General features: G+C 66.8%; 13 protein-coding genes and 1 tRNA gene. 8 read left to right on the top strand and 6 right to left on the bottom strand.

Annotated features, from left to right (window positions below):
* Positions 1 to 11 precede the first annotated feature (11 nt).
* Positions 12 to 1,409: an aspartate aminotransferase family protein gene (locus OEJ37_RS18970; protein WP_263345104.1), complete on the top strand. Its 1,398-nt coding sequence runs from the start codon at positions 12 to 14 to the stop codon at positions 1,407 to 1,409.
* Positions 1,410 to 1,622: 213 nt separating this feature from the next.
* Here the strand turns inward: OEJ37_RS18970 and cysC are convergent, their stop codons facing one another.
* The 3 genes from cysC to OEJ37_RS18985 all read right to left on the bottom strand — a co-directional run bounded on the left by cysC (position 1,623) and on the right by OEJ37_RS18985 (position 3,441).
* Positions 1,623 to 2,165: an adenylyl-sulfate kinase gene (gene cysC, locus OEJ37_RS18975; RefSeq protein WP_263345105.1), complete on the bottom strand. Its 543-nt coding sequence runs from the start codon at positions 2,163 to 2,165 to the stop codon at positions 1,623 to 1,625.
* 636 nt (positions 2,166 to 2,801) lie between these two features.
* A tRNA-Val gene (locus OEJ37_RS18980) sits at positions 2,802 to 2,876 on the bottom strand.
* 82 nt (positions 2,877 to 2,958) lie between these two features.
* The gene (locus tag OEJ37_RS18985) at positions 2,959 to 3,441 is read right to left on the bottom strand and encodes an Lrp/AsnC family transcriptional regulator (protein WP_174422059.1); all 483 of its coding nucleotides are present in this window, start codon (positions 3,439 to 3,441) and stop codon (positions 2,959 to 2,961) included.
* Between the two features lie 191 nt (positions 3,442 to 3,632).
* Between OEJ37_RS18985 and OEJ37_RS18990 the strand changes: the two genes are divergently transcribed.
* The 4 genes from OEJ37_RS18990 to OEJ37_RS19005 all read left to right on the top strand — a co-directional run bounded on the left by OEJ37_RS18990 (position 3,633) and on the right by OEJ37_RS19005 (position 7,916).
* Positions 3,633 to 4,847 (top strand): amino acid aminotransferase, encoded by a 1,215-nt coding sequence (locus OEJ37_RS18990; RefSeq protein WP_263345106.1) that lies wholly within the window; start codon positions 3,633 to 3,635, stop codon positions 4,845 to 4,847.
* Positions 4,848 to 4,878: 31 nt separating this feature from the next.
* On the top strand, positions 4,879 to 5,265 hold the full coding sequence (locus OEJ37_RS18995; RefSeq protein ID WP_072437246.1) for a RidA family protein: 387 nt from the start codon (positions 4,879 to 4,881) through the stop codon (positions 5,263 to 5,265).
* 70 nt (positions 5,266 to 5,335) lie between these two features.
* A complete protein-coding gene (locus OEJ37_RS19000) occupies positions 5,336 to 6,406 on the top strand; it encodes a porin (RefSeq protein ID WP_411859272.1) in 1,071 nt (356 codons plus the stop codon).
* Positions 6,407 to 6,497: 91 nt separating this feature from the next.
* Positions 6,498 to 7,916, top strand: coding sequence for an amino acid permease (locus tag OEJ37_RS19005; RefSeq protein ID WP_174422057.1), 1,419 nt, complete (start codon positions 6,498 to 6,500; stop codon positions 7,914 to 7,916).
* Between the two features lie 33 nt (positions 7,917 to 7,949).
* Here the strand turns inward: OEJ37_RS19005 and OEJ37_RS19010 are convergent, their stop codons facing one another.
* A complete protein-coding gene (locus OEJ37_RS19010; RefSeq protein ID WP_174422056.1) occupies positions 7,950 to 8,852 on the bottom strand; it encodes a LysR family transcriptional regulator in 903 nt (300 codons plus the stop codon).
* 173 nt (positions 8,853 to 9,025) lie between these two features.
* On the opposite strand from OEJ37_RS19010, the gene OEJ37_RS19015 reads away from it, so the two are divergent.
* From OEJ37_RS19015 to OEJ37_RS19025, 3 genes are all read left to right on the top strand, one after another.
* Positions 9,026 to 10,777 (top strand): acyl-CoA dehydrogenase family protein, encoded by a 1,752-nt coding sequence (locus OEJ37_RS19015; RefSeq protein WP_175920298.1) that lies wholly within the window; start codon positions 9,026 to 9,028, stop codon positions 10,775 to 10,777.
* Positions 10,774 to 11,982 carry a CaiB/BaiF CoA transferase family protein gene (locus OEJ37_RS19020; RefSeq protein WP_263345108.1) on the top strand — a complete coding sequence of 403 codons (1,209 nt, stop codon included), beginning with the start codon at positions 10,774 to 10,776 and terminating at the stop codon, positions 11,980 to 11,982. Before OEJ37_RS19015 ends, OEJ37_RS19020 begins: the two co-directional genes overlap by 4 nt.
* A gap of 102 nt (positions 11,983 to 12,084) precedes the next feature.
* Positions 12,085 to 13,497: an MFS transporter gene (locus tag OEJ37_RS19025; protein ID WP_263345109.1), complete on the top strand. Its 1,413-nt coding sequence runs from the start codon at positions 12,085 to 12,087 to the stop codon at positions 13,495 to 13,497.
* A gap of 107 nt (positions 13,498 to 13,604) precedes the next feature.
* Here OEJ37_RS19025 and OEJ37_RS19030 read toward each other — a convergent pair whose 3' ends face one another.
* Both OEJ37_RS19030 and argA read right to left on the bottom strand, forming a co-directional pair.
* On the bottom strand, positions 13,605 to 13,880 hold the full coding sequence (locus tag OEJ37_RS19030; protein WP_006478357.1) for an oxidative damage protection protein: 276 nt from the start codon (positions 13,878 to 13,880) through the stop codon (positions 13,605 to 13,607).
* Positions 13,881 to 13,931: 51 nt separating this feature from the next.
* Entirely contained in the window at positions 13,932 to 15,311 is a 1,380-nt protein-coding gene (gene argA, locus OEJ37_RS19035; protein ID WP_129512519.1) for an amino-acid N-acetyltransferase, read from the bottom strand.
* Positions 15,312 to 15,317: the final 6 nt, after the last annotated feature.

Below are 15,317 nucleotides of genomic sequence, written 5' to 3' on the forward strand. Positions count from 1 at the left end.
ACGGAGGAAACATGACCGATCGAAACGAAGCCGTTTCACCGCGACCGGCCGCGCACACGACCGCCGAATACCGCGCGCTCGACGCCGCGCACCATATCCACCCGTTCTCGGACATGGGCGCGCTGAACCGCGCGGGCAGCCGCGTGATCGTGAAGGCCGACGGCGTCTACCTGTGGGACTCGGACGGCAACAAGGTCATCGACGGGATGGCCGGCCTCTGGTGCGTGAACGTCGGCTACGGCCGCAAGGAACTCGCCGATGCCGCGTATCGCCAGATGCAGGAACTGCCGTTCTACAACACCTTCTTCAAGACGACGCACCCGCCGGTGATCGAGCTTTCCGCGATGCTCGCGGGAGTCACGCCTGCCGGTTTCAACCACTTCTTCTACTGCAACAGCGGCTCGGAAGGCAACGACACCGTGCTGCGCCTCGTGCATCAGTACTGGCGCGTGCAGGGCAAGCCGCAGAAGAAGTACGTGATCTCGCGCAAGAACGGCTATCACGGCTCGACGATCGCGGGCGCCACGCTCGGCGGGATGGGCTACATGCACGAGCAGATGCCGTCGAAGGTCGAGCACATCGTGCATATCGACCAACCGTATTTCTTCGGCGAAGCGCAGCCGGGCGAGACGCCCGAAGCGTTCGGCCTCGCGCGTGCGCAGCAGCTCGAAGCGAAGATTCTCGAACTCGGCGCGGAGAACGTCGCGGCGTTCATCGGCGAGCCGTTCCAGGGCGCGGGCGGCGTGATCTTCCCGCCGTCGACGTACTGGCCGGAAATCCAGCGGATCTGCCGCAAGTACGACATCCTGCTGGCCGCCGACGAGGTGATCGGCGGCTTCGGCCGCACCGGCGAATGGTTCGCACACCAGCACTTCGGCTTCGAGCCGGACCTGATCACGATGGCGAAGGGCCTCACGTCGGGTTATGTGCCGATGGGCGCGGTCGGCATTCACGAGCGGGTGGCGCGGCCGATCATCGACAACGGCGAATTCAACCACGGCCTCACGTACTCGGGCCATCCGGTCGCGGCGGCTGTCGCGGTCGCGAACCTGAAGCTGCTGCGCGACGAAGGCATCGTCGAGCGCGTGAAGAACGACATCGGGCCGTATTTCCAGCGCCGGCTGCGCGACGCGCTGGGCGACCATCCGATCGTCGGGGAGATTGCGGGAACGGGGCTGGTCGCCGGCGTTCAGCTTGCGCGCGACCGCGGCCGGCGCGAGCGGTTCGGTGCGGATGTCGATATCGGTACGATCTGCCGCGACTTCTGCTTCAACGGCAACCTGATCATGCGCGCGACCGGCGACCGGATGCTGCTGTCGCCGCCGCTCGTGGTCCGCGAGGCGGAGGTCGACGAGATCGTCGACAAGGCGACGCGCGCGTTCGACGCGACGGCGGAGCGGGTGGGGTAGTCGCGCGACGATTTACGCGACGCGCGTGCGGCCGCAATCATGCGGCAGCGCGGTGCGTCATGATCGACGGGGATTCGATGAATTCCGGCGGGCCGGACAGGCGTGAGGTTCCGGCGACCCTGACCGGCGTTCCCGGGTCGGCCTTTGAGGCCGGTCCGATCGCCGGGAAGTGAACAGGGCGCAGCCCGGATGCGCAATGACGACGGACCGGGATTATGCGTGCGTGAATCGCTGCCGCTCGAAATCCATGACGAGCGCTACCGAAGAAGCGATATCCATCGTTCCCGTTTCAACGATGAGATCGGGAGCGGTTGGTACTTCGTATGGATCCGAGATGCCGGTAAATTGCGTCGTCTGGCCGGTGATCGCTTTTGCGTAAAGCTTCTTCGGATCACGTGCGGAACAGGTCGCGATATCGGTTTTCAAGTAGACCTCGACGAACCGGTCCTCACCGACAATTTGCCGTGCCCGCTGCCGGTCGGCTTCGTAAGGCGAGATCAGCGCGACGATTACCGTAAAACCCTGGGCATTGAGCAATTTCGCGATTTCGGCGGTGCGACGACAGTTTTCGGTGCGATCTTCTCGCGTGAAGCCGAGATCGGGAGAAACGCCCGCCCGCAATTCGTCTCCGTCAAGTATGCATGTCGGAATATTGCGCGCGCGCAACTGCCTGGCAATTTCGCGCGAGAGGGTTGACTTGCCGGCGCCGCTCAGGCCGGTAAGCCACAGTGTGTAGTCATTCTTCTCTGATGACATGGGTGTGCAATCTCTATCGCCAGCTCACCATCGCAAGTCGTGATTCCGTGCCTGAATGCGATGCCGATTCGGCCGGCTGTTATATGGCGCAACGATTCTATGCATCCGTATTTCGGCAGATGTTACATATAAATTACCAAAAATTACGCTGGCAATTTTCGTTCTTTCGTGCCGAAAGCAGGGTGATGGGTTGAATGAAATATCCGAGCATTGTGCGGATGCCGGAAGGTGGATGACGCCGGTCCAGCGGTGCTTGTTTGGCGAAGAAATAGGGCGTTTTGCGACTGCTGGTCGATTTGTCTGATTTGTATCGCCGACACAAGCTATTCGTGTTTGGCGAACTGCGCCGCATCAGTTGTCAGGCAACATTTGCGCAAGGTTGTTCTTGAGGAGGATTTCGATTGGCGGTATCTCGCTATTGTCGGGAAATCGCACGGCTTCAACGAGTTTGCCGGGCCGGCATCGATATCCTGCAGGTCACATGAAGGTGCCAGCAACTGCAGCGAGCCTGCTGGTCGAGTTCGAAGCAACGGATTCGTGTCGGCGGTATGCCGCCTGTCGAGATGGGCGGGCAGCGTATGCCGGGCGCCAAAACGAAAAGGGCCTGCGTCGTGAGACGCAGGCCCTTGAATTCTTTGGTGGGCGGTACTGGGATCGAACCAGTGACCCCTGCCGTGTGAAGGCAGTGCTCTACCGCTGAGCTAACCGCCCAAAGAAGCTGAAATTATGTCAGAGCTTTTGGGGTTCGTAAAGCCCTTTCTGCAAATTTTTTTCAGGCTCACGCAACGATCCGTCAGCCGGCCGTCGACGGATCGACGAGATCGAGGATCGACCCGTCGCGCTTGAGCGTCGCGAGCACGATGCTCGAGTTGATCGACATCACGCCTGCCGCGCGGTGCAGCCGGTTGATCACGAAGTCCGAATAGTGATCGAGGTCGCGCGCGCGAACCGTCAGCACGTAGTTCGATCCGCCCGTGACGATCTGTGCCGCGATGACTTCCGGCCACTGCTGGATCGCCTCGACGAACCGGTCGTGCCACTCGGGCACGTCCGGCCGCATCGATACATGCACGAGCGCCTCGAACGCGACGCCGACCTTCTTCGGCTCGATCGCGCAGCGATACCCCGAAATGGCGCCGCGTTCCTCGAGCAGCTTCACGCGCCGCAGGCATGCCGACGGCGACAGCGCGACCGCGTTCGCGAGGTCCTGATTGCTGATGCGTCCGTCACGTTCGAGGTGTCGGAGGATCCGCATGTCGGTTCGATCCAGAGCCATTTCGCAGAATCCGGTGAATTTTGAGATGGGAATCGCAGACTCTACTGCAATCGAGCCGGTTCGTCATCGAAAAATGAAGCTCATTCTATTTCGTCCTCGATAACATGCGCCCCATGTCTCGATCGCACGGCCTGACGCAACGCGATGCCGCCGGTCGTGCCGCCGCCTTCAACCTTTACCGTCATTCCGCCATGTACGAACACATTCCCGCCTATCCGGGCGATCCGATCCTGTCGCTGTTCCAGGCGTTCCAGCAGGATGCGCATCCGCACAAGGTCAACCTGAGCATCGGCCTCTACTATGACGACGCGGGCCGGATTCCGGCGCTCGACAGCACGCGCATCGCGGCCGGGCGCGTGCGCGAAGCCGGTGCGCCGCATACGTATCTGCCGATGGAAGGGCTCGCCGCCTACCGGCAGGGCGTGCAGCGTCTCGTGTTTGGCGACGATTGCGCGGCGCTCGCGGAAGGGCGCATCGCGACGCTGCAGACGCTCGGCGGATCGGGTGCGATCCGGCTCGGTGCGGAATTCGTGAAGCGCTATTTCCCCGACAGCGCGATCTGGATCAGCGACCCGACGTGGGACAACCACCGCGTGATCTTCTCGGCGGCCGGCCTCGACGTGCACACGTATCCGTATTACGACGAAGCGCGCAACGACATCCGCGTCGACGCGATGCTCGCGACGCTCGACGCGTTGCCCGCGCGCAGCGTCGTGCTGCTGCAGCCGTGCTGTCACAACCCGACGGGGCTCGACCTCGATCGCGATGCATGGCGCGCGGTGATCGACGTGCTCGCGCGGCGCGGGCTGATTCCGTTCCTCGACATGGCGTACCAGGGTTTCGGCGACGGTCTCGCCGACGACGCCTGGGCCGTGCGCGCGATCGTCGATGCGGGGCTGCCCGCGATCGTCGGCAACTCGTTCTCGAAGAACTTCTCGCTGTACGGCGAGCGCGTCGGCGGGTTGTCGATCGTCTGCGCGAACGCGGGCGAGGCCGCGACGGTGCTGAGCCAGTTGCAGGCGGGCGTGCGCCGCACCTATTCGAGCCCGCCGCTGTTCGGTGCGCAGCTCGTGTCGACGGTGCTGAACGACGACGCGCTGCGCGCGTGCTGGGAAGACGAAGTCGCGCAGGTGCGCACGCGCATCAAGCGGATGCGCGGCGAACTGAAGGCGCGGCTCGATACGCGCCTGCCGGCACGCGCGTTCGACGCGCTCGTCACGCAGCGCGGCATGTTCAGCTACACGGGCATCGGCGCGGCCGACGTCGACCGGCTGCGGGCATCGCACGGCGTCTATCTGCTGCGCTCGGGCCGCATGTGCATCGCGGGCCTGAACGACGCGAACGTCGACCATGTCGCGAACGCGATCGCCGACGTGCTCGGTGGCGCGTCGCGCCGGGCCGCCTGAGCTTCCCGATCCCGATCCGAAGGAGGACACGATGGCTGAAACGATCCCGGTCGACTTGCCGCAGCTCGCGCAACCGTTCTCGTGGGCAACCCGTGCGGGCGGGCTGATGTTTACCGGTCACGGGCCGGTCGATGCGTCCGGCACGATCGTCGGCGACACGATGGCCGAGCAGGCGCGCATCACGCTCGCGAATCTCGCGAAGGCCGTCGCGGCGGCCGGCGCGACGATGGACGATGTCGCGCAGGTGCTCGTCTACCTGTCCGACGTGAAGGCGATGCCCGAATTCGACGCCGAATATCGGCGTCACTTCCGCGAACCGTATCCGAACCGTACGTGTGTCGGCGTGCAGGGTTTCGCGCATCCGGCGATGCGCGTCGAGCTTGTCGCGTACGTCGCGCTGCCCGCGGCGCGCACCTAGCAGGAACACCGCGTTGCGCGGTGGCAGTTACCACAATCATCGAGAAACGAGAACAGGACTGGAGGAGAACATGAAGAGGATTTATCGATTCGCACTGCCAATGATGGCGGGCACGCTCGCCGCGAGCGGCGCGATGGCGCAGAGCAACGTGACGCTGTACGGCATCGTCGACCAGAGCATCCGCTACACGACGCATGCCGACGCGTCGAACGACGCGAGCGTGCAGATGACCAACGGCGCGATCACGAACAGCCGCTGGGGGCTGAAGGGCAGCGAAGCGCTCGGCGGCGGGCTGCAGGCGATCTTCCGGCTCGAGAGCGGCTTCGAGCCGCAGAACGGGCAGCTCGACGGCGCGCTGTTCGGCCGCTATGCGTATGTCGGCCTCGCGAGCGACTGGGGTACCGTGAAGCTCGGCCGCCAGGCGACCGAGGCGTTCAACCTGTTCGGCGACCTCGATCCGCTGACGGTCGGCAACTACACGGCCAACATGTGGCCGTACTTCCTCACGCAAGGCCGCGCGAGCAACGTCGTCAGCTACGACGGCACGTTCGGCGGGCTGAACGTCGGCGCGAGCTACGGCATCGGCGGCGTCGCGGGCAGCCTGGGCGCGAATGCATACTGGGGCACGCACGTGTCGTACACGCAGGGCGGATTGATGGTCGGCGCGACGTACCAGCAGGTGCGCGACCTGAAGAGCCGCGCGCAGCAGGCGTGGGGTGCGGGCGCGCGCTACGCGTTCGGCGCGGCGACGCTGTATGCCGGTTATCTCGGCGGCATCGACCGTTCGGGCGTGCTCGACGAGGCGCTGCTGAACGCGCCGGGCCGTCAGGTGAGCTACGGGTCATTCGCGGACAACCCGCGCCGCGACGCGATCTTCTACACGGGCGCGAGCGTCAAGGTCACGCCGGCCGTGTCGGTGACGGGCGTCGCGTACTACGACGACATCCGCAACGTCAACGGCATCGCCGGCAACGGCGGCAAGCGCTATACGGGCGTGATCGAGGCCGAGTACGCGCTGTCGAAGGCGACGCAGGTTTATGCGACGGTCGACTACAACCGCGTCACGGGCGGCGCGTTCACCGAGATGCCGGGTCGCGGCAACCAGACGGGCATCGCGGCCGGTGTGCGCCACATGTTCTGAGCGCGCGGCGCGCGGCGGCCGGCTGGACCGGCGCCGTGCCGCGCGCCATCGGCGCTTCGACCAGACAATCGCTTTCGAACGAGGTCATTCAATGCAACCTGAAGGGCAATTCCAGCACATCGCGGCGCGCGAGCAAGGCCTGCGCCGCACGCTTTCCGCACGGCAGATGGCGATGATCGCGATCGGCGGCGCGATCGGCACCGGTCTTTTTCTCGGCAGTGGCTTCGCGATCGGCTTCGCGGGCCCGAGCGTGCTCGTCAGCTACGCGATCGGCGCGTTCATCTCGCTGCTGCTGATGGGCTGTCTCGCCGAGATGACGGTCGCGCACCCGACATCCGGCTCGTTCGGCGCGTACGCCGAACACTACGTGAGCCCGTGGGCCGGGTTCCTCGTGCGCTACGCGTACTGGGCGTGCATCGTGCTCGCGGTCGGCACCGAAGTCACCGCGATCGCGCTGTACATGAAGTACTGGTTCCCCGGTGTGCCGGGATGGCTGTGGATCGTCGGTTTCTCGGCGCTGCTGGTGTTCGTCAACGCGCGCAGCGTCGACGTGTTCGGCGCGGTCGAATACGGCTTCTCGGTCGTGAAGATCGCGGCGATCGCCGGCTTCATCGTGCTCGGCGCGTATGTCGTGTTCGGCAATCCGGGGCTGGTCGGCGACGGCGCGACACGCGCGGGCTTCCACCATTACACGGATCACGGCGGCTTCTTCCCGAAGGGCCTGTGGGGGATGTGGGTTGCGGTGATCGTGTCGATCTTCAGCTACCTGAGCATCGAGATGATCGCGGTCGCGGCCGGCGAAGCGGAGGATCCCGAGCACGCGGTCACGCGTGCGTTCCGTTCGACGATCGTGCGGCTCGTGCTGTTCTATCTCGTCACGCTCGCGTTGATGCTCGCGATCGTTCCGTGGACGGCGGCGGGGCGTGACGAAAGCCCGTTCGTGAAGGTGATGGAGGCAATCCACCTGCCGGGCGCGGCCGGGCTGATCAACTTCGTCGTGCTGGTTGCCGCGCTGTCCGCGATGAACAGCCAGCTCTACATCACGACGCGGATGATGTTCAGCCTGTCGCGCGCGGGGCATGCGCCGAAGGCGCTCGGCGAAGTGAACGCGCGCGGCGTGCCGTTCGGCGCACTGATGCTGTCGACGCTCGGCATCGCGCTCGCGACGGTGCTGAGCGTGCTGTATCCGGACGCGTCGTTCACGATCATGATGGCGGTGTCGATGTTCGGCGCGCTGTTCACGTGGATGATGATCTTCGTCACGCATTATTGCTTCCGGCGGCGCCGCGCGGCGCTCGGCCTGCCTGCGGCCGCATTCCGGATGCGCGGCTTTCCGCTGCTGACGCTGCTTGGCGCGGGCCTGATGCTCGCGGTGATGGTGACGACCTACTTCACGGTCGAATTCCACATGACGCTGATCTTCGGCATTCCGTTCCTGATCGCGCTGTCGGTCGTGTACGCGGTTTGGTATCGGCGTGCGCAGCCGGTGCTGCAGCCTGAAGTGAAGTAGCGAAGCAGTGAAGTAGCGGAGCCGTGCTCCCGCTCAGCCCGCGAGCGCGGGCAGCGCGTCGATCGACGCACGCACGTAGTCGGCGAAGCGCAGCGCCACCGGTTCGGCGGTGCCGCTGCGCTTCAGCGCGAGCGTGTGCGATTCGAGCGACGCGTCCTTCAGCGGCCGGAACGCGAGCCGGTCGCTTTTCACCTGCTGCAGCACGCGTGGCACCAGCGCGATGCCCATCCCGAACTCGATCATCGACAGGATCGTCTGCCACAGCCGCGCCTCGTGGCGGATCAGCGGGCTGAATCCCGCGTTCACGCACTGCGCGATGATCAGGTCGTGATAGTGCGGCGCGGCGTCGCGCGGAAACAGGATGAACGGTTCCGCCGCGAGCGCGGCGACCGCGAGCTGCCTGCGGCGCGCGAGCGGATGCGCGGCCGGCAGGCAGCATACGAACGGCTCCGCATAGACGGGCGCCGATTCGACCTCGGGCGGGAAGTGGCCCCAGTGCGCATAACCTAGATCGATCTGGCCGCGCTGGATCGCCTGCACCTGCGCGTGCGTATTCATCTCGCTCAGCACGACCTCGACGCCAGGGTAGTCGGCCTCGAAGCGCCGCACCGCATCGGGCAGCCCGCGATACAGCATCGAATGGACGAAGCCGATCCGCAGCCGGCCCGCGAGGCCCGACGCGGAGCGTACCGTCAGGCGCTCGGCCTCGGCCGCCTGCAGCAGCAGCCGGCGCGCTTCGCCGAGCAGCACCTCGCCCGCGTTGGTCAGCGCGACGGTCTTGTTGGTGCGCGAAAAGAGCTGCACGCCGAGCGCTTCCTCGAACTTGCGGATGTCGAAACTCAGCGCCGGCTGCGAGATGAACAGGCGCTTCGCCGCGCGCCCGAAATGCAGTTCCTCGGCGACCGCCACGAAGTAGCGCAACTGCCTCAGTTCCATGGTGTCTCCTCCCGGCGTCGGCATCGATAAGCGATATCTATCGTACCGGATAAATCCTGTATTGGACGCTTATCGATCACGCGCCTACGCTCTGCGAAAGGCTTTGCACAAGGTCGACCGGGCGCCGCGGCGCCCGCCCCGGCCGACGGGCCGGCAACCCAGGAGACACACGCATGAACGACACCGCCCGCACGCCGGATACCGGCGCATCCAACATCCCCGACAGCCGGGGCATCGATTTCTTCACCGCCGATCCCGATCTCGGCGCGTTGCTGAAGCTGCATCTCGGCGACGCGCTCTATGCCGAACTCGAACCGCAGCTCCGTGCGCTCGGTGCGCGTGTGTCGGGCGAGCTCGACGAATGGGCATCGCGTGCGGACAAGCACCCGCCCGTGCTCGAGCACCGCAACCGGCGCGGCGAGGCCGTGCAGCGGATCGACAAGGATCCCGCGTATGTCGCGCTCGAACGCGTCGCGTATTCGGAGCTCGGGCTCGCGTCATTGAGCCACGGTTCTGAATCCGTGCCGCCGCTCGTCAAGTACGCGCTGACGTTCCTGTTCGTGCAGGCGGAATTCGGGCTGTGCTGCCCGGTCAGCATGACCGATTCGCTGACGCGCACGCTGCGCCGCTTCGGCGATCCGGCGCTCGTCGCGCGTTACCTGCCGATGCTCGCGTCGCGCGACTTCGACACGCTGTACCAGGGTGCGATGTTCATGACCGAGCAGGCGGCCGGCTCCGACGTCGGCCGCATCGCGACGCGCGCGGCGCGCGAGACCGACGCGCACGGCGAGACCGTCTGGCGCCTCACGGGCGACAAGTGGTTCTGCTCGAATGCGGATGCCGATCTCGCGATGGTGCTCGCGCGTCCCGACGGCGCGCCGGACGGCATCAAGGGCCTCGCGCTGTTCCTGCTGCCGAAGACGCTGCCGGACGGCACGCGCAACCGTTATCGGATCGTGCGCTTGAAGGACAAGCTCGGCAGCCGGTCGATGGCGAGCGGCGAGATCGCGCTCGAAGGCGCGCAGGCCTACCTGATCGGCGAGATCGGCCGCGGTTTCCACCAGATGGCCGACATGATCAACATGTCGCGATTGTCGAACGGCGTGCGCGCGGCCGGGCTGATGCGGCGCGCGCTGAACGAGGCGCTGCACGTCGCCGCGCATCGCGAGGCCTTTGGCCGCAAGCTGATCGAGATGCCGCTGATGCAGCGCCAGTTGATGAAGATGCTGCTGCCGGCCGAGGCCGCGCGCGCGATGTTCATGCAGATCGCGCTGCTGCTGCCGCAGGCCGATGCGGGCGACGAGCAGGCCGCGCGCTGCGTGCGGATCCTGACGCCGCTGATCAAGTTCCGTGCGTGCCGCGATGCGCGCCGCGTGACGGGCGACGCGATGGAAGTGCGCGGCGGCACCGGCTACATCGAGGAATGGAGCGACGCACGGGTCGTGCGCGATGCGCATCTCGGCTCGATCTGGGAGGGCACGAGCAACATCGTCGCGCTCGACGTCGCGCGGGCCGCGCAGCGCGAACACGCGCTCGATGCGCTGCGAGCGTTCCTCGGCGACCGGCTCGGCGCGGCGCCGCTGCCCGACGCGAGCCGCGAGGCGCTGCGGCGTGTTCTCGCGCGCGCATGCGACGCGCTCGCGCGGGTCGCCGCGGAAGGCGACGATTCACGCGTGCGGCAGGCCGCATCCGCGCTGTACTACACGAGTGCGGCCGTGCTGATGGCCTGCGAGGGTGTGCGGCTCGCGCCGGATTTTCGGCGCCTCGCGCTCGCGCACCTGATCGTGCGCCACAAGCTGCTGCCGGTCGATCCGCTCGCGCCTGCGTCGCGCGACGACGATTCGGCCGCATACGACGCGCTGCTGCGCGGCACGCCGATCGCGCTCGACACGGCGCTCGACCTGCTGCCGGAGGTCGAACGATGAACGCGACGCGAGGTGCGCTGGACGGCCTGAAGGTCGTCGACCTGAGCCGCGTGCTCGGCGGCCCGTACTGCACGCAGGCGCTGGCCGACCACGGCGCGACGGTGGTCAAGATCGAGCCGCCGGCCGGCGACGAGACGCGCGGCTGGGGGCCGCCGTTCCTCGGCGATACCGCGTGGTACTTCATGGGCGTCAACCGCAACAAGGAAGGGCTCGCGCTCGACCTGTCGCACGAAGAAGGGCGCGCGATCCTGTGGCGCCTGCTCGAAGACGCCGACGTGCTCGTCGAGAACTTCAAGCCCGGCACGCTGGCGCGCTGGGGGATGGACTATGCGCGCGACCTGCAGCCGCGCTTCCCGCGCCTGATCCACTGCGCGGTGACGGGCTTCGGCGCAGACGGTCCGCTCGGCGGGCTGCCCGGCTACGACGCGGTGATCCAGGCGATGGCGGGGCTGATGAGCGTCAACGGCGAGCGCGACGGCGGCGCGACGCGCATCGGCTTGCCGATCGTCGACATGGTCACGGGGCTCAACGCGCTCGCGGGCATCCTGCTCGCGCTCGCGGAGCGGGAAAAGAGCGGGCGAGGGCAGTCGATCGACATCGCGCTGTACGACTGCGGCGTGTCGCTGCTGCATCCGCACCTGCCGAACTTCTTCGGCTCGGGGCGCGTGCCGGCGCGCAGCGGCAACGCGCATCCGAACATCGCGCCGTACGACAGCTACCGCACGTCGACCGTGCCGATCTTCCTCGCGGTCGGCAACGACCGGCAGTTCGCGCGGCTCGTCGCGCATCTCGGTGCGCCGGCGCTCGCCGGCGATCCGCGCTTCGTCGACAACCGCAGCCGCTGCGCGCACCGGCCCGAGCTGAAGGCCGAACTGGAAGCGCGGCTCGCCGCGTACGCATGCGAGCCGCTCGCGCGCGACCTGATGGCGGCCGGCGTGCCGTGCGGGCCGGTGCGAACGGTGGCTGACGTCGCGCACGATCCGCATGCGCTGCACCGGAACCTGTTCGTCGAGATCGGCGCGTATCGCGGCACCGCGTCGCCGGTGAAGCTGTCGCGCACGCCGGCCACCTATCGAACGCCGCCGCCCGCGCTCGGCCGCGACACGCGCGCGGTGCTCGATCGGCTCGGCGTCGATCGCGCGCTTCAGCAGCAACTGCTCGATGCCGGCGTGCTGAAAACGGCACCCGGCCAGGCGCCCGACTAGGCGTCACCCACTGACACAACGCCGCCGGCCGGCGGCGCAATGCCGGCCACCCGGGAAAGGCGCGCGGCAGTCGCGCCCCCGAACCCAAACCTGGAGACATCGATGAGCCGTCCGCAATCCCCGCCCGCCGCGCAACCGCGGCCTGGCCGCGCCGCCTTCGCGGCGTTCGTCGGCACCACGATCGAGTGGTACGACTTCTACATCTACGGCACGGCCGCGGCGCTCGTGTTCGGCAAGGTGTTCTTTTCGAGCACGATGGACCCCGGCGTCGCGACGCTGCTCGCGTTCGTCACGTTCTGGGCCGGCTTCGCCGCGCGGCCGCTCGGCGGGATCGTGTTCGGGCATCTCGGCGATCGCGTCGGCCGCAAGACCGCGCTCGTGATCACGTTGGTGATGATGGGCCTCGCGACGACGGGCATCGGCCTGCTGCCAGGTTATGCGCAGATCGGCGTATGGGCGCCGGCCGGGCTCGTCGTGCTGCGCGTGCTGCAGGGCATCGCGGTCGGCGGCGAGTGGGGCGGCGCGGTGCTGATCGCGAGCGAGAACGCGCCGAAGCATCGCAGCATCCTGTATGCGGCGTTCGCGCAGCAGGGCTCGCCCACCGGCAACCTGCTCGCGACGGCCGCGTTCTTCGCGCTGAGCGCATTGCCGACACCGTCCTTCCTCATGTGGGGCTGGCGCATTCCGTTCCTGCTGTCGGCCGTGCTCGTGATCATCGGCATGGTGATCCGGCTGAAGCTCGAGGAATCGGCCGACATGCAGCGTGTGCTCGCGCGCAAGCGCACGGTGAAGCTGCCGCTGCGCGACGTCGTGCGCGATCACTGGGTGGTCGTGCTGCTCGCGGCAGGCACGCTGCCGGTGATCAACGTCACGTATTTCCGCAGCACGTTCGCGCTGTCGTGGGCGACCAAGGAGCTCGGCTACGCGCAGGGTACGTTCCTCGGCATCCTGTCGATTTCGCTCGTCGTGCAGTTCCTGATGCAGCCGGTCGGCGCGTGGTTCGTGTCGAAGGTCGACATGCGGCGCGCGATGTGCTGGATCCTGATTCCGGAAATCGTGCTGATGCCCGTGATGTTCCATGCGCTCGCGACGGGCTCGTACTGGGTGGCCGTCGCGGGCATGTGCATCTCGACGATTCCGTCCGCGATGTTCTACGGCGCGGTCGGCGGCGTGCTCGCGCGCGTGTTTCCGGCGAACATCCGCTACACGGGCCTGTCGCTCGCGTATCAACTGAGCGCGCTCGTCGTCGGCGGCGGCACGCCGGTTCTCGCGCAGGCGATCCTCAATTCGACGGGCAGCATCGTCGGCGTCGCGGTCGCGTCGGGCCTTTACGCGCTCGTGTCGCTCGTCTGCATGTTGGCACTGCTGAACCGCACCGGGTATCGTGCGGACGAGCTGTCGACCGCCGAGCGCAGCGATGCGGCCGAATGGGGTGCCGAAGGCGGAAGCGCAGAAAGCGCGAGCGACGGGCCGCAGCAGCCGGGTGACGGCGGCGCGTTGAAACCGGCCGGTTGAGTCGCGTCGATCGCGCGACTCCAAAAGAAAACGGCACCGTGCGATACACGGTGCCGTTTTCCCTGCATCACGCGGCCGGCAGGCGGCCGGCTCCGCGCATCACGTCATCAGCCTTCCGTCGGCGGCACGTAGCCGGACGCCTGGTCCGCGCCGTCGCCGAAGAAGTACTTCTCGGTCTGCTTCATCAGGTACTGGCGTGCCCGCGGGTCGGCCATGTTCAGGCGGTTTTCGTTGATCAGCATCGTCTGCTGCTTGAGCCAGCCCTGCCAGGCTTCCTTCGAGACGCTTTCATAGATGCGCTTGCCGAGTTCGCCCGGCAGCGGCGGGAAATCGAGACCTTCGGCTTCCTTGCCGAGCTTCGCGCATTGAATCATACGAGCCATCGTGTACTTCTCCTGTAATCGGACTGGGGGAGGGCGGGCGTCTTGCGCCGCTCAGAGCTGTTTCATCAGCACGAGCGACTTTCGCTGCCAGTTGTAGAGTTTGCGGCGGTCTTCCGGCAGGTCGTCGACGCTGACCTTGACGAAGCCGCGCTTGAGGAACCAGTGCTCGGTGCGCGTCGTGAGCACGAAGATGTGCGTGAGGCCGCGCGCGCGTGCGCGCTGCTCGATGCGCTTGAGCAGGCGCTCGCCGTCGCCCGAGCCCTGCGCTTCCGGCGCGACCGTCAGGCACGCCATCTCGCCGATCTTCTCCTGCTGGTACGGATACAGCGCCGCGCAGCCGAATAGCACGCCATCGTGCTCGATCACCGAGAAATGGTCGATGTCGCGTTCGATCTGGTGGCGGCCGCGCCGCACCAGCGTGCCGTCCGACTCGAGCGGCTCGATCAGCGACAGGATGCCGCCGACGTCGTCCGGCGTCGCTTCGCGCAGGCTTTCGAGGTTCTCGTACGAGATCATCGTGCCGACGCCGTCGTGCAGGAACAGTTCGAGCAGCATGCTGCCGTCGAGCGATTGCGGGATCAGGTGCGCACGCGTCACGCCGCCGCGGCACGCGCGGATCGAGTGCTTCAGGAAGAACGCGTCGTCGCCCTGGACGTTGCCGGAATCGAGCAGCTCGGCCGCCGCATCGAGCGACATTTCGCGGATCAGCTCGCCTTCGTCGTCGACGATGCCGGGGCCGTCGGTCAGGAACACGATCTTGTCGGCGCGCAGCGCGATCGCGGCGGCCGACGCGACGTCTTCCATCGACAGATTGAACGCCTCGCCGGTCGGCGAGAAACCGAGCGGCGACAGCAGCACGAGCTTGCGGCTCGCGAGCGAATGGCGGATCGATTCGGCGTCGATCTTGCGCACGATGCCCGTATGCGCGAAATCGACCCCGTCGAGAATCCCCACCGGCCGCGCGGTCACGAAGTTGCCCGACACGACGCTGATGTGCGCGTGCGCCATCGGTGAGTTCGGCAGACCCTGGCTGATCGCGGCCTCGATGTCGAGACGCACTTCGCCGGCCGCTTCCTTCGCGGATTCGAGCGCGCGCGCATCGGTGATGCGCAGGCCGTGCGAAAACTCGGATTCGACACCGTGCAGGCTAAGCTGCTCCTCGACCTGCGGGCGCGAGCCGTGCACGAGCACGATCTGGATGCCCATCGCCTGCAGCAGCGCGATGTCGGACACGAGCGCGTTCAGCAGGCCCTGCTGCACCACTTCGCCGCCGAACCCCACGACGAACGTGCTGTTGCGGAACTTGTGGATATAGGGCGCGACGGAGCGCATCCAGTCGACGAACTGCGCGTGGCTGGCGGCCGAATCGTCGGCGGCCGGCGGCGTCGCGGCGCCGGTCTGGGCGGGAGGGAGGTCGGTTTGGGAATTCATGGGCGG

This window comes from Burkholderia sp. BKH01 (genome assembly GCF_025685725.1).
GTDB lineage: Bacteria > Pseudomonadota > Gammaproteobacteria > Burkholderiales > Burkholderiaceae > Burkholderia > Burkholderia pyrrocinia_C.